Origin of the sequence: Streptomyces sp. NPDC002825 (genome assembly GCF_040295385.1) — a bacterium.
In the GTDB taxonomy this organism is placed as follows: Bacteria; Actinomycetota; Actinomycetes; order Streptomycetales; family Streptomycetaceae; genus Streptomyces.
In genome coordinates this window covers 412,229-430,077 of record NZ_JBEOVH010000002.1, presented here as the reverse complement: position 1 = coordinate 430,077, position 17,849 = coordinate 412,229, and the positions used below count along the sequence as shown (strand labels likewise).

Annotated in this window: 16 protein-coding genes; 1 reads left to right on the top strand and 15 read right to left on the bottom strand. The window is 72.9% G+C overall.

Annotated elements, in window-relative coordinates:
- Positions 1 to 72 precede the first annotated feature (72 nt).
- The 13 genes from ABT041_RS04410 to ABT041_RS04350 all read right to left on the bottom strand — a co-directional run bounded on the left by ABT041_RS04410 (position 73) and on the right by ABT041_RS04350 (position 13,891).
- Positions 73 to 798 (bottom strand): alpha/beta fold hydrolase, encoded by a 726-nt coding sequence (locus ABT041_RS04410; protein ID WP_351178743.1) that lies wholly within the window; start codon positions 796 to 798, stop codon positions 73 to 75.
- Positions 799 to 844: 46 nt separating this feature from the next.
- Positions 845 to 1,201, bottom strand: a complete 357-nt coding sequence (locus ABT041_RS04405; RefSeq protein WP_351178740.1) for a GNAT family N-acetyltransferase — start codon at positions 1,199 to 1,201, stop codon at positions 845 to 847.
- Positions 1,202 to 1,247: 46 nt separating this feature from the next.
- On the bottom strand, positions 1,248 to 1,976 hold the full coding sequence (locus ABT041_RS04400; RefSeq protein WP_351178737.1) for a GPR1/FUN34/YaaH family transporter: 729 nt from the start codon (positions 1,974 to 1,976) through the stop codon (positions 1,248 to 1,250).
- 14 nt (positions 1,977 to 1,990) lie between these two features.
- Positions 1,991 to 3,889, bottom strand: a complete 1,899-nt coding sequence (locus ABT041_RS04395) for an amidohydrolase (protein WP_351178734.1) — start codon at positions 3,887 to 3,889, stop codon at positions 1,991 to 1,993.
- A complete protein-coding gene (locus tag ABT041_RS04390; protein WP_351178731.1) occupies positions 3,886 to 4,839 on the bottom strand; it encodes an alpha/beta hydrolase in 954 nt (317 codons plus the stop codon). The genes ABT041_RS04395 and ABT041_RS04390 overlap by 4 nt, the downstream gene beginning before the upstream one ends.
- A 41-nt stretch (positions 4,840 to 4,880) precedes the next feature.
- On the bottom strand, positions 4,881 to 5,711 hold the full coding sequence (locus ABT041_RS04385) for an alpha/beta fold hydrolase (protein ID WP_351178728.1): 831 nt from the start codon (positions 5,709 to 5,711) through the stop codon (positions 4,881 to 4,883).
- A 250-nt stretch (positions 5,712 to 5,961) separates the two neighbouring features.
- Positions 5,962 to 7,386, bottom strand: coding sequence for a dihydrolipoyl dehydrogenase family protein (locus ABT041_RS04380; protein ID WP_351178725.1), 1,425 nt, complete (start codon positions 7,384 to 7,386; stop codon positions 5,962 to 5,964).
- Positions 7,386 to 7,964 carry a Dps family protein gene (locus ABT041_RS04375; RefSeq protein WP_351178722.1) on the bottom strand — a complete coding sequence of 193 codons (579 nt, stop codon included), beginning with the start codon at positions 7,962 to 7,964 and terminating at the stop codon, positions 7,386 to 7,388. The genes ABT041_RS04380 and ABT041_RS04375 overlap by 1 nt, the downstream gene beginning before the upstream one ends.
- Positions 7,965 to 8,103: 139 nt before the next feature.
- Entirely contained in the window at positions 8,104 to 8,610 is a 507-nt protein-coding gene (locus ABT041_RS04370) for a DoxX family membrane protein (RefSeq protein WP_351178719.1), read from the bottom strand.
- Positions 8,611 to 8,615: 5 nt separating this feature from the next.
- Positions 8,616 to 9,278 (bottom strand): hydrolase, encoded by a 663-nt coding sequence (locus tag ABT041_RS04365; protein WP_351178716.1) that lies wholly within the window; start codon positions 9,276 to 9,278, stop codon positions 8,616 to 8,618.
- Between the two features lie 130 nt (positions 9,279 to 9,408).
- Positions 9,409 to 10,827, bottom strand: coding sequence for a Re/Si-specific NAD(P)(+) transhydrogenase subunit beta (gene pntB, locus ABT041_RS04360; protein WP_351178713.1), 1,419 nt, complete (start codon positions 10,825 to 10,827; stop codon positions 9,409 to 9,411).
- A gap of 1 nt (position 10,828) precedes the next feature.
- Positions 10,829 to 12,358: a Re/Si-specific NAD(P)(+) transhydrogenase subunit alpha gene (locus tag ABT041_RS04355; RefSeq protein ID WP_351178710.1), complete on the bottom strand. Its 1,530-nt coding sequence runs from the start codon at positions 12,356 to 12,358 to the stop codon at positions 10,829 to 10,831.
- A gap of 276 nt (positions 12,359 to 12,634) precedes the next feature.
- Positions 12,635 to 13,891 carry an MFS transporter gene (locus ABT041_RS04350; protein WP_351178707.1) on the bottom strand — a complete coding sequence of 419 codons (1,257 nt, stop codon included), beginning with the start codon at positions 13,889 to 13,891 and terminating at the stop codon, positions 12,635 to 12,637.
- A 139-nt stretch (positions 13,892 to 14,030) separates the two neighbouring features.
- Here ABT041_RS04350 and ABT041_RS04345 point away from each other — a divergent pair, with 139 nt between their 5' ends.
- Positions 14,031 to 14,912: a winged helix-turn-helix transcriptional regulator gene (locus tag ABT041_RS04345; protein WP_351178704.1), complete on the top strand. Its 882-nt coding sequence runs from the start codon at positions 14,031 to 14,033 to the stop codon at positions 14,910 to 14,912.
- A gap of 151 nt (positions 14,913 to 15,063) precedes the next feature.
- Here ABT041_RS04345 and ABT041_RS04340 read toward each other — a convergent pair whose 3' ends face one another.
- Positions 15,064 to 16,170 carry a ricin-type beta-trefoil lectin domain protein gene (locus ABT041_RS04340; protein ID WP_351178702.1) on the bottom strand — a complete coding sequence of 369 codons (1,107 nt, stop codon included), beginning with the start codon at positions 16,168 to 16,170 and terminating at the stop codon, positions 15,064 to 15,066.
- Between the two features lie 26 nt (positions 16,171 to 16,196).
- Positions 16,197 to 17,843 (bottom strand): glycoside hydrolase family 27 protein, encoded by a 1,647-nt coding sequence (locus ABT041_RS04335; protein ID WP_351178700.1) that lies wholly within the window; start codon positions 17,841 to 17,843, stop codon positions 16,197 to 16,199.
- Positions 17,844 to 17,849 lie beyond the last annotated feature (6 nt).

Below are 17,849 nucleotides of genomic sequence, written 5' to 3'. Positions count from 1 at the left end.
TCTCGGCGGACGTTTCGGAAAGCTACCGGGTTCGAACGACATAGACCAATCGTTCGATGTCCAGGCGCCGGGTCAGTGCCCCGTGGACCGGGCCGCCTCCAGGATCAGCTCCGCCACGGCCTTGGGCTGGGAGAGCATGACCAGGTGGGAGGAGTCGACCTCGACGGTGGTCATGCCGGCCCGCTCGTACCCGAACCGCTCCACATCGGGGTTGATCGTGTGGTCGGAGGACGCGACCAGGCCCCAGGAGGGCTTGGTCCGCCACGCGGCCACCGGTGCCGCCTCCGAGAAGGCCCGTGCGGCCAGGGGGCGCTGGGAGACGGCGAGCACCGCGGCGAGGTCGGGGTCGACGTCCGCCGCGAACAGGGCGGGGAACCGGTCGACCGCCACCGAGACGTCGGTGCCGGTCTCGGTGGAGCCGGGCACCGGGAACGGGGTGTGGACGAGCGCGTCGGCGAGACCGGAGTCGGGGAAGCCGCCCTGCAGCTCGCCCAGGCTCTCGCCCTCCTTCAGCGCGTATCCCGCGAGGTACACCAGGGCGCGGACGTTCTCCTCCGCACCGGCGAGGGTGATGACGGCGCCGCCGTAGGAGTGCCCCACCAGGACCACGGGGCCCTCGACGGCACGGACCACGGAGGCGATGTACGCGGCGTCGTCGACGAGGCTGCGGTTGGGCACCGCCGGAGCCAGCACGTCCAGGCCGGCGGCAGTCAGTTCGGGGATGACGCGGGCGAAGCTGGAGGCATCGGCGAAGGCGCCGTGGACCAGGACGACGGTGGGGCGGGCATGTCGGGACATGAGGGGACTCCTCGGTGAGTGGCTGGGGAGGGTGGCCGGGGCCGGTTCACAGCCCGAAGCGCGCGCGGCGCGCCTCGGGCACCAGGTCGGCGTACTCGGGGTGCTTGCCGATCCAGCCGCGGATGAAGGGGCAGTACGGCAGGACGCGCAGCCCACGGGCCCGGGCGTCGTCCAGGGCGCCGCGGGCGAGCAGCCCGCCGAGACCCCGGCCGCCGAAGCGGGGATCGATCTCGGTGTGGATGAAGGCGATCTCGCCCTCGGAGAGGTGGTACTCGGCGAAGCCGGCGGTCTCGGTGCGGTCGCCGTCGCCGCTGCCGCCGGTGTCGGATTCGGCGCCGGTGTCGGTCTCGGCGAGGATCTCGTACCGGGACTTCTCGGGCCGGTCGATGACCTGGGGATCCATGAATGCTCCTGTCGGGTCGCGGTGTTACGGGGGCCGGTGGCCGGCGTCAGAGGGTGCGGCGCACGCCCGCCTGGCGTTCCAGGTTGCGGAGCTGGACGGCGAGGTCGCCTTCCACGGCGAGGTGGGCGGGGCCGCTGCGGCCGAGCGGCAGGACCTGCTCGCTGCGCATGTCCTCGAGCATCAGGGCGAACGCCGTGTACATCGCGACCAGCGCCACCACGAACCCGAGCACCCCGGACGTGCGCGTCAGCCATTCGGCGCCGGTGACGCCCGCGAGGCCGGTGGCCGCCCAGCGGGGCAGGGAGACGGCGAGGACGAGCCACAGCGCCCGCTTGGGCCCGGTCACGGCGGTCATCAGCGCACCGAAGCAGAGGAGCGCCAGGTTGAAGACGCCGAGGACCTTCAGGCCGTCGGCCGCGCCGCTGAGCATGATCAGCGAGTACGGCAGCCAGCTGCCGGCGAACACCGCCATCAGCGTGGCCGCGATCACGTCACGGGCGCCGAAGGCCAGGAAGCTGACCAGGAGTTGGAGGACGAAGGCCGGCAGCACGGTGAAGGCGACGGCGGTGCGCGCCTCCTCGCCGAAGATCCCGAGCTGGAGACAGCCCGTCATCACGGACGCGATGGCGATCGTGAAGAAGCCGAGCGGCATGGGCGAGGCGATGGGGCGCAGGTTGATCCGGGTCATCGACCGGAGGTCCGGCTCGAAACGGCGCCCCGGGGGCGCGGCGGGTTCCTGCTCGTCGCCGTCGGCGGCCGGGGAGGCGGCAGTCATCGGATGGCTCTCTTTCAGTGGTCGAAGCAGGGGTCGACGAAGGACGGCGTGGTCTCGGGGACGGAGCCGCGCGCGACGCGCCACCGGCGGTGCTGCTCGGACTCGGCGACGGCCTCGGCCACGAGCGATGCCTGGTGGGCGCCCCCCTGGCCCGACTGGTAGCCGCCGAAGCGGGCGACCGGGCTCCATGCGGGGCTCACCGGCGGGACGGACTCGTCGAGTCCCTCGTACTCCGCGGTCGCGTAGACGATCCGGCCGCCGACGACGGTGAGGACGGACTCGATGTCGGGGATGACCTCCTCGGGCACGGTGAGGAAGTCGTCGGAGAGGAGCGCGAGGTCGCCGTAGCAGCCCTCCCGCAGGGTGCCCTTGACGTCCTGCTCGCCGGTGAGACGCGCTCCGCCCCGGGTGTAGAGGCCGAGGGCGGTCTCCCGGTCGATCAGGTTCCCGGCCGGGTAGAGCGCGGTGCCGCCGACGGTGCGCCCGGTGACCAGCCAGTGGAGGGCTACCCACGGGTTGTACGAGGAGACGCGGGTCGCGTCGGTGCCGGCGGCGACGGTCAGGCCGCGGTCGAGCATGGCCCGGACCGGCGGGGTGTGGGCGGCCGCCTCGGCGCCGTAGCGGTCGAGGAACGCGGCGCCCTGGAAGGACATCCGGTTCTGGACCGAGACGGCGCCGCCGAGGGCGGCGATCCGGTCGAGGCTGCCGGCCGAGACCGTCTCCGCGTGGTCGAAGAGCCAGCGGTTGCCGCCGGGGAAGAGTCCCTCCGCGGCGAGCTTCTCGAAGACGGCCAGGTCGCGCCGGATCGTCTCGTCGTAGGTCGCGTGGAGCCTGAACCCCCAGCCGTTCTCGAGCAGGAGCCGGACGGCCTGCTCGAACTCGGGCTCATAGGCTCCGAGTTCGGGCCGCGGTTCGGAGAAGTTCTCGAAGTCGGCGGCGGCCCAGGTCAGGTTCTCGCCCGCGCCGTTGAGCCTGAGCCACTCGTCCCCGTCCCCCGGCTTGACCATCTCGGTCCAGCGCTTGAGGTCGGCGAGCTCCTGCCCGGCCGTCTGCGGGAAGAGGTGGTAGGCGATCCGGAGGCTCAGCTCCCCCGACCTGGCGAGGTCGACGACGGTCGCGTAGTTGTCGGGGAAGTTCTGGAACCCGCCGGCGGCGTCGACCGCCGAGGTCAGTCCGAAGCGGTTCAGCTCGCGCAGGAAGTGCCGCGTCGACGTCCGCTTGTCGGCCTCGTCGAGGGCGGGGGCCTTCGCCAGGGTCGAGTAGAGGATGAGCGCGCTCGGCGCGGCGAGCAGCACGCCGTTGGGTTCGCCGTCCCGGCCGCGGACGATCTGCCCGCCGCGCGGGTCGGGGGTCTCCCGGGTGAAACCGGCGGCCTTGACGGCGGCCCGGTTCATCAACGCCGACTGGTACAGGTGCAGGACGAAGACGGGGGTGTCGGGGGCGGCGGCGTTCAGCTCGGCGACGGTCGGCATCCGGCGCTCGGCGAACTGTTCGGCGGTCCAGCCGCCGACGACCCGGATCCACTGCCCCTTGGGCGTGCGGCCGGCCTGCTCGCGCAGCATCGCCAGCGCCTGGCGGAGGCTGCGTACGCCGTCCCAGCGCAGCTCCAGGACGTAGTTGAGGCCGCCCCGGATGACGTGCAGGTGCGAGTCGTTGAGTCCGGGGATCACGCGGCGGCCGAGAGCGTCGACGACCTTGGTGCCCGGCCCGACGAGGTGGGCGAGGTCGTGGTCGTCGCCGAGGGCCGCGACCCGGCCGTCGCGGATCGCGACGGCGCGGGCCTCGGGCCGGTCGGGGTCACCCGTGAACACCTTGGCGTTGCGGACGAGGAGATCGGCGTGCTCGAGTTCCCGCCGCGGGGCGGGGACGAGGCCCGCCACCGGCATGCTCGTCGAAGGCCCGGTCGTGGTCATGCGAGGGCCTTCCGCAGGACGTCGGTGGCGACACCGATGGCGAGCTCCGCGCCCTGGGTCTCGCGCAGCGCGTTCAGCATCACGAAGTCGTGGATGACGCCCTGGACGCGCAGGGCGGTGACGGGCACCCCGGCGGCACGGAGCTTCGCCGCGTACGCCTCGCCCTCGTCGCGCAGGACGTCGGCCTCGGCGGTGACGACCAGGGCCGGCGGGAGGCCGGTGAGCTGCTCGGTGGAAGCGCGCAGCGGCGAGGCGGTGATCTGCGCGCGCTCGGCCTCGTCCGTCGTGTACTGGTCCCAGAACCACTTCATGGCGTCGAGGCGCAGGAAGTAGCCCTCGGCGAACCGACGGTACGAGTCGGTGTCGAAGCTCGCGTCCGTGACCGGGTAGAAGAGGACCTGCTGGACGAGCCTCACGTCACCGCGCTGCTTGGCCATGAGGGTGAGCGCCGCGCTCATGTTGCCGCCGACCGAGTCGCCCGCGACGGCGATCCGCGTGCCGTCGAGGTCCTTGTGGTGGCCCTCGCGGGCGACCCACTGGGCGACGCTGTAGTTCTGCTCGATCGCCACGGGGTAGCGCGCCTCGGGCGAGAGGTCGTACTCGGGGAAGACCACGGCCGCCCGCGTGCCGACGGCCAGTTCGCGGACCAGCCGGTCGTGGGTGTGCGCGTTGCCGAAGACCCAGCCGGCGCCGTGGATGTACAGGATGACGGGAAGCGGGCCGGTGGCGCCGCGGGGGCGGACGATGCGGGCGCGGACGTCGCCGGTCGGACCGCCGTGGACGGTGATCCACTCCTCGTCGACCTCCGGCAGGGGAACGCCTTCGCCGCTCTGGACGTCGTCCACGGCCTTGCGGCCTTCGGCGACGGGGATCTGGTAGAGGTACGGCGGCTGGGCGGTGGCGTCGGCGAACGCCTGGGCGGCGGGTTCGAGGACCGGACGGTTCGTCATGTGGGGTTCTCCTTCGGGATGTACGGGAGGGGGCTCGGGGTTCAGCGGGTCGCCCGCGCGGCGGCGAGGATCACATGGGTGACCACGGCCGGACGGGAGACGGCCACGGCGTGCGACGCGTCCACTTCGGTGACGTGCGAGCCGGCACGACGGGCCATCCACTGCTGGGCGGCCGGCGGGATGTTCTTGTCGGCGGTGGCGATCAGCGCCCAGGACGGGATCGTCCTCCAGGCCGCCTCGCCGGCCTTCTCCTCCAGGGCGGTGGTGGCGACCGGGCGCTGGCTCACGGCCATGACGGCCGCGTCGGCGGTGGGGACGTCGGCGGCGAACTGGGCGTGGAACTTCGTCCGTTCGATGACGAGCTCGGTGCCGGTGCCGCCGCCGGGCAGCGGGTACGACCGCGGGTTCACGGTGTCGCCGAGGGTGGAGCCGGGGAACCTGGCGGCGAGCTCGGCCGCGCTCTCGCCCTGGTCCGGGGTGAAGGCGGCGATGTAGACGAGGGCCTTCACCCGGCTGTCGCCCACCGCGGCGCCGCTGATGACGGCGCCGCCGTAGGAGTGGCCGACCAGGACGACGGGTCCGTCGACGGCGGCCAGCACGCTGCGCAGGTAGGCGGTGTCGTCGGCGAGGCCGCGCAGCGGGTTGGCGGGGGCCAGGACGGGGTAGCCGGCGTGCTGCAGCCGCCGGATGGTGCCGCTCCAACTGGAGGCGTCCGCGAACGCTCCGTGGACCAGGACGATGGTGGGCTTGGGCTCGTGCCGGTCGTCACCCGCGGCGGTGGTCGGGCGGCTCGCGGGTCCGGCGCCGACGAGGGCGGCGAGCGTCGCGGGCAGGGCGAGGCCGAGGGCGAGGGAGCGCCTCGTGGGATGCATGGGGGTTTCCTTGTCGGGAGGTGAGCGTTCGGGTGCGCTCGGGCGGTCGGGAGGGTGTGCGGCGATCGGGCCGGGCGGGTGCGGCGGGCGGGAGGGTGTGCGGCGATCGGGCCGGACGGGTGCGGGGTCGGGCGGGTCCGGCCTCGGAGGCCGTAGGACGTACGCCTCCAGGAGCAGGCGGCCGGCCGGGCGGGGTCCGGCCTCGGAGCCGTACGCCTCCCGGAGGGGAGCGGACGGACCGGATCCCGCCTCAGAGGCCGTACGCCTCCAGGAGACGGAGCCAGACCTCGCTCACCGTCGGGAAGGCGGGCACGGCGTGCCACAGGCGGTCCAGGGGGACCTCGCCCACGATGGCCACGGTGGCGGTGTGGATGAGTTCGGTCGCCATCGGGCCGGTGAGCGTGCAGCCGACGACGACTCCCCGGGTCTCGTCGACGACGAGCTTGGCGAGGCCGCGGTAGTCGTCCGCGTGGAGCGCGGCGCCGGCGACGTCGTCGATGCGGTACTCCACCGCCCGTACCGCGAGACCCGCTTCGCGTGCCGCGCGTTCGGTGAGCCCGACGCTCGCGACCTCGGGGCGGGTGAAGACGGCCTGCGGGACGGCGTGACGGTCGGCCTCCGCGCTCCACGGCTGCCGGGCGCCGGTGTCGGCGGGGCGCCCCGCGGCCCGCTCGGCGATCGCCGCCGCGCAGGCGCGGGCCTGGTACTTGGCCATGTGGGTCAGCGGCGCCCGGTGGTTCACGTCGCCGACGGCGTAGAGCCAGTCGCCGTCGACCCCGGTGACCCGGCAGGTGTCGTCGACCGGAAGCCATGCGCCGGCCGGCAGACCGACCGAGTCCAGGCCGAGGTCCGCGGTGCGCGGTCGCCGCCCGACGGCGGTGAGGACCTCGTCGCAGTCGAGGGCGGTGCCGTCGTCGGCGTGCACGGTCACGGTGCGGGTGTCGTCGTCACGGGCGACCCGTACGGCCGACACCCCGAAGCGGATCGTGACGCCCAGATCGCTCAGCCCCCGGGTGACCTCCTCGCCGGCACACGGCTCCCAGCCGGTGAGCAGCGCCTGGTCGCGGACGAGCAGGGTGACGGAGGAGCCGAGCGAGCGCCACGCGGTGGCCATCTCGCAGGCCACCACTCCCCCGCCGATGACGACGAGCCGTTCGGGCACCGCGTCGGCCGTGGTGGCCTGCCGGTTGGTCCACACCCCGATCCGGTCGATCCCCTCGACCGGCGGAAGGGCGGGTTCGGTGCCGGTGGAGACCACGACCGCCCGCCGGGCCCGCAGGGTGCGGACGGTGCCGTCGGCCCCCGTCACCGCCACCCGGCGCTCACCGGCGAGCCGTCCGTGCCCCCGTACGAGCGCGATGCCCGCACCGTCGAGCCAGTCGGCCTGACCGGTGTCGTCGCCGCGCCCGGTGAAGCGGTCGCGGCGGGCCAGCACGGGCGCCGGGTCGAGTGCCGCCGTGACCGTCTGCCGGGCCCCGTCGACCGCTCGGGCCTCCGCCCGGGCGGCGCCGGGTCGCAGCAGCGCCTTGCTCGGCACGCAGGCCCGGTAGGAGCACTCGCCGCCGACCGCGTCCGCCTCGACGACGACGGCGGTCAGGCCGGACCGCACGAGCCGGTCGGCGACGACCTCACCGCCCGGTCCGCCGCCGACCACGACGACGTCGTACGTGTCCATCAGCCGCGCACCAGAGGGGTGTCCACCAGGTGCTCGGCCAGGAACCAGACCTGCGCCTCGCCGGTACGGATGACCTCGGAGACCAGCAGGTCGGCGCTGCCCTCGTCGCCCTCCGCGGAGAGCCGGGCGGCGGCGTCCCGGGCGTCGATCAGGATCCGCTCGTGCGCGTCGAGGAGCCGCGACAGCATGACGGGCACCGGCTCGACGCCGTCCGGCGGGCGGGGGACCGTCGTCAGCTCGGCGACGTGGCGCGGGTCTCCGACGGCGACGCCGCCGAGGCTCTGGACCCGCTCGGCCAGCGCGTCCACGATGGCCAGTTGGGCGTCAGCGTGCTTGTCCAGCATCAGGTGGAGCGAGTAGAAGGTCGCTCCGCGCATGAGCCAGTGGTGCTTCTTGTAGAGGGAGTAGAGGATCTGCGTGTCGGCGAGCACGCGGTTCAGCCGCTGGCAGCCGTACATGCGGGTGTCGTGGCCGAGGCCGATCGGCAGCTGCTTGAGCGTGCCGAACGCCTGGGTCTCGGCGCCCTTCTGGTGCAGCAGCGGCTGGCCGCCGCCGTGCGGGGTCGTGAGGGTGTCCATCGGGTGCTCCTGTTCGGGAGAGGGGTGGGAGGGGCCCGGCCGCCCGGTCGGGGGATGCGGACGACCGGACCCGGTCTGCGCGGCCCGGCCGTCCGGCCGGGGAGCTGCGGACGACCGGACCGGTCTGCGCGGCTCGCGCTCAGCGCTCGGCGTTCGCCGGGGCGGGGAGCCGGTGCAGCACGAGCCGGGTGAGGAGTCCGCTGCCGAGTCCGGCCGCGAGCGCGAGGGCGGCCCACCACAGCGGGTACGGCGTGAGTCCGAGGGCCGCGTCGAGGGACCAGGCGCCGGGGCCGGTGGCGGCGAGGGCGGCGGCGGTGCCGATGAGGACGAGCGGGTACTCGTATCCGTCGTTCTGCACCCAGAGCCCGTGGCGCCACTTCACGGTGAGCGCGACGGTCATGACCCCGATGGTGCCGGTCGCGGCGAGCGGGGTCAGGAGGCCGGCGGCGAGCAGCAGGCCCGAGCCGATCTGGCCGCCGCCCGCCGTGAGGGCGGTGAGGGCTCCGCCGCGGAAGCCGTCGGCACGGAACTCCTCGGTGCCGCCCTCGAGTCCCCTGCCGCCCAGGTGTGTGCTGATCTTCTGCACACCGTGGCCGGCGACGAGCAGTCCCACCAGCAGACGCAGGATCAGAATGCCGGTGTCCACCGGGGTCAGCCGGCCGCGTGCGCGCCGATGACGCTCTGCGCGTACACGACACCCAGGCCGTACGCGCCCGCGTGGGCCTTGACGATCTCCATGACGGCGCCGTACGTCTCCTGACGCGCCCAGTCGCGCTGCAGCTCCAGGAGCACCTGGACCCAGGTCACCGGGACGGCGCCGGCGGCGATCATCCGCTGCAGGGCGTGCTCGTGGGCGGCCGGGCTGACGCCGCCGGAGGCGTCGGTCACGACGTACACCTCGTAGCCCTGCTCGAGCGCCGAGAGCGCGGGCAGCACCAGGCAGACCTCGGTCCACAGACCCGACAGGATGATCTTCTTGCGGCCGGTCGCCTTGACCGCCGCCACGAGCGCCTCGTCCTCCCAGGCGTTCATGGTGGTGCGGTCGATGATCTCGTTCTTCGGGAACACCTCGGCGAGCTGCGGCAGCAGGGGGCCCGAGAAGGACTCGGCGGCGACCGTGGTCAGGACGGCCGGGACGTCGAAGGCCTTGGCCGCCTTGGCGAGACCCACGGTGCTGTTGATGATCGCGGCACGGTCGCCGCTGCCGGTGCCGAAGAACATCTGCGGCTGGTGGTCCACGAAGAGCATGACCGAGTTGTCGGGCGTGAGCAGGTCCTTGCTCGGAGCGGCCTGCACCTTGTCGACGTCGAACATGAGGGGTCCTTTCGAAGCTGTCGCTAACGTGCCCGCCGCTTCCGCGGCTCGGCACTCCTCGAAGCTACGAGCGACCAGGCCGCCCGGGTTGACCCCCTGCGCCCAGGATTTGGCACGACAGCGCACAACGTCAGAGCGCGCCGACGATGTCCTCGACCCTCGCCTTCGCGTCGCCGAAGAGCATGGCCGTGTTGTCGCGGAAGAAGAGCGGGTTCTGGACGCCCGCGTAGCCGGAGGCCATCGAGCGCTTGAAGACGATGACCTGGTTCGCCTCCCAGACCGTGAGGACCGGCATGCCGGCGAGCGGGCTGGACGGGTCCTCGGCGCCGGCCGGGTTGACCGTGTCGTTGGCGCCGATGACCAGGACGACGTCGGTGTCGGCGAAGTCCGCGTTAATCTCGTCCATTTCGAGGACGATGTCGTACGGCACCTTGGCCTCGGCCAGGAGGACGTTCATGTGGCCGGGCAGGCGGCCGGCGACCGGGTGGATGCCGAAACGCACGTCGACGCCCTTCGCGCGCAGCTTGGCGGTGAGCTCGGCGACCGGGTACTGCGCCTGGGCGACGGCCATGCCGTAGCCGGGTGTGATGACCACGGAGCGGGCGGCGGCGAGGAGTTCGGCGGCGCTCTCGGCGGTGATCTCGTTGTGCTCGCCGTAGTCGACGTCCGCGCCGGAGGGGGCCTCGATGCCGAAGCCGCCCGCGATGACGGAGACGAAGGAGCGGTTCATGGCCTTGCACATGATGTAGGAGAGGTAGGCGCCGGAGGAGCCGACCAGGGCGCCGGTGACGATCAGCAGGTCGTTGCCGAGCAGGAAGCCGGAGGCCGCCGCGGCCCAGCCGGAGTAGCTGTTGAGCATGGAGACCACGACCGGCATGTCGCCGCCGCCGATCGAGGCGACCAGGTGCCAGCCGAGTGCCAGCGCAAGGGCGGTGACGGTGATCAGCAGCCACAGGGCCGGGGCGATGACGAACCACACGGTCAGGGCGGCGAACAGGCCCAGCGCACCGAGGTTGAGGGCGTTCTTGCCCGGCAGCATCAGCGGCTTGGAGTCGATCTTCGCGGAGAGCTTGAGGTTGGCGACGACGGAGCCGGTGAAGGTGACCGCGCCGATGAACACGCCGATGATCACCTCGGCGTGGTGGATGCCGAGCGTGCCGAGCGTCTCCAGGTCCCTGGCCTCGTGGCCGCCGGGCAGGTGCTCGACGTCGAGGTAGCCGTTCCAGCTGACCAGGACGGCCGCGAGTCCGACGAAGGAGTGCAGCAGCGCGATGAGTTCGGGCATGCCGGTCATCTCGACGCCGCGGGCGCGCTGGAGGCCGATCAGTCCGCCGGCCAGCATCGCGAGGAGCATCAGGCCCAGGCCCGCGGTGCTGATGTCGCCGTCGACGGCGAGGACGACCGTCGCGACGAGCGCGACGCCCATGCCCAGCATGCCGAAGGCGTTGCCGAGCCGGGCCGACTCGTGCTTGGAGAGTCCGGCCAGCGCCAGGATGAACAGCAGCGCGGCGACGAGGTAGGCGGCCTGCGCGGCGAGGGTCGCAGTCATGTCAGCTCCTGTTGAACATGGCGAGCATGCGACGCGTCACCGCGAAGCCGCCGAAGACGTTGATACTGGCCAGCAGGATCGCGACGGCCGAGAGCACCGTGACCGCGGTGCTGCCGTGCCCGATCTGCAGGAGCGCGCCGACCACGATGATTCCCGAGATCGCGTTCGTCACCGACATGAGCGGGGTGTGCAGCGCGTGGTGGACGTGTCCGATCACGTAGTAGCCGATCACGATGGCGAGGACGAAGACCGTCAGGTGGGGCAGCAGCGCCGCCGGGGCGAACCCCGCGGCGAGGAACAGCAGCAGCGCGGCCAGCGCCACGCCGCCGAACTTCCGCCCCGCCGTCATCGGCTTCCTCACCGGCGACTCCACCGCCGCGGCGGGCTCGGCGGGGGCCGGGGCCGGGGCGGCCGAGACCTGTACGGGCGGGGGCGGCCATGCCGACTCGCCCTCCCGTACGACCGTGATCGAGCGCTGCACCGGGTCGTCCCAGTCCAGGACCAGCCGGCCGTCCTTGTCCGGCGTCATCAGCTTCAGCAGGTTCACCAGGTTCGTGCCGTACAGCTGCGAGGCCTGCGCCGGCAGCCGCCCGGCGAGGTCGGTGTAGCCGAGGATCGTCACGCCGTTCTCGGTGACGGTCTTCTCGCCCTTCACGGTGCCGACGACGTTGCCGCCGTTGGCGGCCGCCATGTCGACGATCACCGAGCCCGGCTTCATGCTCGCCACCATGTCCGCGGTGACGAGGGTCGGCGCGGGGCGCCCCGGGATCAGGGCGGTGGTGATGACGATGTCGACGTCACGGCACTGGGCGGCGTACAGCTCGGCCTCGCGCGCCTTGTAGTCCTCGCCCATCTCCTTGGCGTACCCGGTCTTGGAGACCTCCGCCTCGGGGGACTCGATCGACAGGTACTCGCCGCCCAGCGAGCGGACCTGGTCCGCCACCTCGGGGCGCGGGTCGGTCGCCCGTACGATCGCGCCGAGCGAGCCGGCCGTGCCGATCGCCGCGAGACCGGCGACTCCGGCGCCCGCGACGAGCACCTTCGCCGGGGGCACCTTGCCGGCCGCCGTCACCTGACCGGTGAAGAAGCGCCCGAACTCGTGCGCGGCCTCCACCACGGCCCGGTAGCCCGCGATGTTCGCCATCGACGACAGGACGTCCATCGACTGCGCCCGGCTGATGCGCGGCACGGCGTCCATCGACAGCGCGGTGAACGGCCGCCTGCCCAGGTCTTCCACCATCGCCGGGTCGAAGGCGGGCGCGAACAGGGCGACCACCGTCGCCTCGGGCCGTACCCCGTCCAGCTGGGACGGGCTCGGGGCGTTCACCCCCAGCACCACGTCCGCGGCCGCCGCGTGGCCGAGGGTCGCTCCGGCGGCCTCGTAGGCGCTGTCGGTGAACCCGGCCGCGGCGCCCGCGCCGGAGTCGACGACGACGTCGTACCCCAGTTTGCGGATCTGTTCGACGGTGGCCGGCGTGGCCGAGACGCGGTGCTCACCCGCCCGCGCCTCTTTGAGGACTCCGACAATCACGGTTGTTCTCCGTTCGCTGTGTCCGTCAACGGATGAGTCGAGGATGGCGGGCCTGGAGGGCCGGCTGCGGCAGGCGGGACGGCACCCTATGCGGAGCCGACCGTCCTCGTCGACATCCTCCCGGGAAACGAGGCCGCGAAGGAGGAGTTCTTCGGCCCGTTCGCGCACGTCCGCCGCGTGTCGTCCGAGAGGGAGGCGACGGGGCAGGATCCGCGAAGGGATCTGGAGCAGGGGACGCGGGCCGGGGCGAGTCCGCCGGTCCCGTGGATCCGGGGGTCAGACGAGGTCGCGGTGGCGGCCCACCCCGGTGGAGAAGAGGTAGAGCGGGGGCAGGAAGGCGCCGGCGCAGACCGTCCAGAGGGCGGTGTGGGCGCCGGCCCAGGTGGCGAGGAGGCCGGCGGTCAGCGCACCGAGTGGCAGCGCGCCCCAGGAGACGAAGCGGACCGTGGCCATCACGCGGGACAGCAGCTCCGGGGGCGACTGGGTCTGCCGGTAGGTGCGGGTGGTGATCGAGCCGATGACGGTGCCGAAGGCGAAGCCGGCGTTTCCCAGGGCGAACCAGTACGCGTCCCCCGCCGACGTGGTCAGCGGGGCGAGCAGGAGCAGCGTGCCGCCGGCCAGGTCGGCCGCGATGATGCCCCATGCGGTGCCGAGGCGTGTGGTCACCCGGACCGCGACGGCGGCGCCGGCGAGCGCGCCGACCCCGTCCATGGCGAGGACGAGTCCGAGCTGTACGGAATCGAGGCCGGCCTCGCGGACCAGGTAGAGGGGGGTGAGGGCGACGAGGGCCGCGTTGAGGAAGTTGGCGGCGGTCGCCCATATCATGCAGGGCCGCATGACCGGGTGCCCGGTGACGTACCGCCAGCCCTCGCTCATGAGCCGGAGCACGCTCCCGCCGGTGCGGGGCGCGGGGCGGCTTTCCGGGAGGGTGCGCAGCAGCACGGCCGAGGCCAGGTAGCTGGCGGCGTCCACGACGAGCGCGCCGACCGGGCCGGTGGCGCCGATCAGGACGCCGCCGAGGGAGGGCCCGCCGGTGTCGGTGACGGCGTGCGTGCCGGACATGACGCTGTTGCGGGCGGCCAGCTGCCGGGCCGGGACGACGGCGGGCAGGAACGTCGAGTTGCCGATGTCGAACAGCACCGTCGCCGCGCCGGTGACGAGCGCCGCGAACAGCAGGTGCGGATACGTGAGCGTGCCGAACCACCAGGCGAGCGGCAGCGATCCGAGCGCCGCGAACCGTACGAGGTCGAGCGCGACCTGGAGCCGGCGCAGCGGTACGCGCTGCGCGACGACGCCCGCCGGGAGGCTGAGCAGCAGCCAGGAGACCTGTCCGGCGGCGGCGAGCAGGGCGACCTCGAAGGCGGTGGCGTCGAGGACGGTGAGGGCGACGAGGGGCAGGGCGAGGGTGGTGACGGCGGTGCCCGCGCCGCTGACGGTGGCGGCGGCCCAGTAGCGCCAGAAGACGCCCGGCGGTGAGGTCTCGTGCTCGTCGTCGCGTCGGTCGTGCTCCGGGATCGCTCGTGTTCCGCCCATACGGCGCCCACCCCCTGGGTCTCATTAGTCTCTTTTGGGAACTCACTCGCTCCGAGTGGGTTTCTATCGGGAACCGACCTCATGGCGCAAGATGGTCCCGATGAGCGGCCGCCGTGCGCGGAGGAGTGGAGACGCTGTGATGAGGTCGGTGCCCGAGCGGGACGCGGCGTGCGCGATCGCGCATGCGGCGGCAGTGGTCGGCGACTGGTGGAGCCTGCTCCTGATCCGGGAGACCGCGCGCGGACACCACCGGTTCGACGCGCTCCAGGAGGAGCTGGGCATCTCCCGGAAGGTGCTCACCGAGCGCCTGGCGCACCTGGTGGAGACGGGGATCCTGGAGAAGGTCCCGTACCAGGACAGACCGGTGCGGCACGAGTACCGGCTGACGGAGAGCGGCCGGGGGCTGCTGCCGGTGCTGCTGTCGATGCAGGACTGGGCGGACCGCTGGGTCTTCGGCGACGGCTCGCTCAGCGGCACCGCCGACGAGACGGGCGCGGAGGCGCGGCGCGTCGCGGGCCTGGCGGGCGAGCGGCTGCCGCGCCTGGAGCTGCCGGGCCACCGGGACGGCGAGCCGGTGGACCCGGTGACCGGCGAGGTGGCCACCGTCCTGTTCTGCTATCCGGCGACCGGGTCCCCCGGCCCCCTGCCGGACGGCTGGTCGGGCATTCCCGGCACCGTCGGCTGCACGCTGGAGAACCGGCTCTTCCGGGACGCGTACGAGGACTTCCGCGCGGCGGGCGCGGAGGTGCGCGGCGTGAGCACCCAACGCCCGGACGAACAGCGGGTGTTCGCGGTCGAGGAGGGCATCCCCTTCACGCTCCTCTCGGACGTCGACCTGCGCCTCGCCGCCGCCCTGCGCCTGCCCACCTTCCGCGCCGGACAGCTGCTGCGGCTGAAGCGCGCCGTGCTGGTGGTGGACCGCGACCGCGTGGTGCGCCACGCGCGCTTCCCGGTGACGGACATCCCGGGGGCGGTGGAGGAGGCACTGACGGAGGTGCGGCGCCTGGGCGCCGAGGACTGACGACACCCCCGCGGGTCTCTGCCCGCCCCCTCCCCACCCAGGGGCGGCGGCCCCTCCGAGGAGCCGGAACAGCCGCGGACTGTGACGCGCCTGGCGCCGGAGCTCTCCCGGGATCCGAGGCCGGCGGGGCTTCGGATCCCGGGAGCGGCCGTCATCCGGCGGTCAGGGCGGTCCACTTCTGGTTGGCGCCGCCGTGGCAGTCCCACAGCTGGAGCTGCGTGCCGTCGGCGGTGGAGGAGCCGGGGACGTCGAGGCAGCGGCCGGAGGCGGGGTTGCGGTAGCCGCCGTTGTAGGGCTGCCAGACCTGGTTGGCGCCGCCGTGGCAGGCCCAGAGCTGCACCTTGGTCCCGTTGGCGGTACCGGCGCCGGCGGCGTCGAGGCACTTGCCGAGGGAGCGCAGGGTGCCGTCGGTGTAGGCGGACCAGTACTGGTTGGCACCGTCGCCGCAGCTCCACGTCTGGACGGCGGTCCCGTCGGCGGTGGCGGCGCCGTTGACGTCCATGCACTTGCCGGCGATGCCGGACTGCACGCGCGCGGGGGCGGGGGCGGGGTTCCTCAGCCAGCCCGCACCGTCCGCGGCCTGGACGCCCCGGTGGAAGGCGTCGGCCATCTTCCGGTAGCCGGAGTCGTTGGGATGCAGGGGGTCGGCCAGGTCGGCCGTGGTCAGACCGCTCATGTCGACGAACGCGACGTGTTTGCCCGCGGCCTGCGCGGCGGTGACGATGTCGCGGACGGCCTGGTTGTACGCGCCCCGGTGCTGCTCCTCGGAGCTGCTGGTGGACACGACCAGGGAGGCGACGAGGACGGTTGCGTCGGGCACGTCGGTGGTGATCTGGTTGACCAGCGACTTCAGCCGGGTGATGGCGGTGTTGACCTCGGAGGCCCCTTGGAGGTCGTTGGTGCCGATGTGCAGTGTCACGACGTTGGGCCGGTAGCGGGTCAGCGCGGCGTCGGCGAGGGCGGCGATCTGGTCGATGCGGTATCCGGAGTGGCCTTCGTTGTCGGGGTCGGACATCGAACCGCCCCGTACCGTGCCGACGAAGTCCAGCGGATGGCCGTCCGCCGCGAGCCTGTCCCACAGCGGGCTCCGGTAGCCGTTGCCCGTGCTGCTTCCCACGCCCCAGGTGATCGAGTCGCCCAACGGCATGACCCGCAGAGGTGTGTCGGAGGCGGCGGAGGCGGGGGCCGCTCCTGCCGCCGTCACTCCGAGCACGGCGGCGACGAGCGCGGTCAGCGGGCGGATCCAGGGTTTCTTCATGGGGTTCCCTTCCTTGGGGTCGCGTGTCACGGGAGCGTGGTCCACTTCTGGTTGCTCTGGCCGTTGCAGGTCCACAGGACGACAGGGGTTCCGTTGGCGGTGCCGGCCCCGTTCACGTCGAGGCACAGACCGGCGTGGACGTTGCGGATCGACCCGTCGGCCTGCGCGGTCCACTTCTGGTTGTTCTGGTCGTTGCAGGGCCAGATGACGACCGGTGTGCCGTTGGCGGTGCCCTGGCCGGAGGCGTCCAGGCACTTGTCGCCGTAGACGCGGATCTCGCCTCCGGCCCACGTGGTCCAGAGCTGGTTGGCGGCGGTGTGGCAGTCCCAGATCAGCGTCTGCGTCCCGGCGGCGGTGGAGGCGCGGTCGACGTCCAGACAGCGGCCCGATCCGGTACCGCGCAGGCGTCCGGTGGTCGCGGCCTGCGGGCTCCCTCCGGTCACCCTGAACACGGCGACGCCGTGCGCGGGCACGCTCGCGAAGATCTGGCCGGAGGTGCTCGACGTGCCGCCGGTCCACAGGTCGGTGAGGGCGAACGACTGCCCGGTGAGGCCGACCTGAGCGGCCGTGGTGGTGATGGTCGTCGCGCTCCCTCCCCTGTTGAGCAGGCCCACGGCGACCGAGCCGTCGGCCAGGGGCTTGGCGAACACCTCGGTGCCGCCGTCGTCGCGCACCCTGCGTCCGCCCGCGCCCAGCGGGTCCTGGTTCACCGCCACCAGGCGGGGGTTGCGCAGGATGGAGCTCACGTCGGCGGACATGGTGCGGATGTCGTTGCCGGCCATGAGCGGGGCGCCCAGCAGCGCCCAGAGGGCGAAGTGGGTGCGGGACTCGGTCAGCGACAGGCCGGGCCGGCCGACGACCAGCATGTCGGGGTCGTTCCAGTGCCCCGGACCCGACTGCGCGGCCAGCGGCGCGGTGATGTCCAGAACGTTGCCGACGCCCATCGGGTAGCTGTTGGTGTTGGTGTTCTGCCAGATGTCGAGCAGGTCCTCGGTCGTGCGCCAGAGGTCGGCGACCTCGCCCCAGTTGTACGTGGCGCCGGTGGGGGCGTGGAAGCTGTTGGGGTTGATGCTGTAGACGATCGGGCGGCCGGTGGCGCGCAGGGCGTCGCGCATGATCGTGAACCGTTCGACCTGTTCACCGAGGGTGCCGCTGCCCGAGCACCAGTCGTACTTGAGGTAGTCCACGCCCCAGGAGGCGAAGGCGGCGGCGTCCTGGGCCTCGTGGCCCTTGCTGCCGGTGGAGCCGGGGTAGGTGCCCACGCCCTGTGCGCAGGTGCGCTCGCCCGGCGCCTGGTAGATGCCGAACTTCAGGCCCTTGCCGTGGATGTAGTCCCCGAGCGCCTTCATGCCGCTCGGGAACGTCGTCGGGTTGGCCCGGAGGTTGCCCGCCGCGTCGCGCTGCGGGTCGAACCAGCAGTCGTCGACGACGACGTACTGGTAGCCCGCGTCCTTCATGCCCGAGGACACCATCGTGTCGGCGGCCTGGCGGACCTGTGCCTCGGTGATCCCGCATCCGAAGCTGTTCCAGCTGTTCCAGCCCATGGGCGGGGTGAGCGCCGGGCTGCCCGGCGCGGCCTCGGAGGTCGAGTGGGCGGAGGCGGTGACGCACGCGGTGAGCGTCAACGCGGTGGCCGTGAGGAGACGCAGTAGGCGTCGGGGCAGGGGAACCATGAGGGG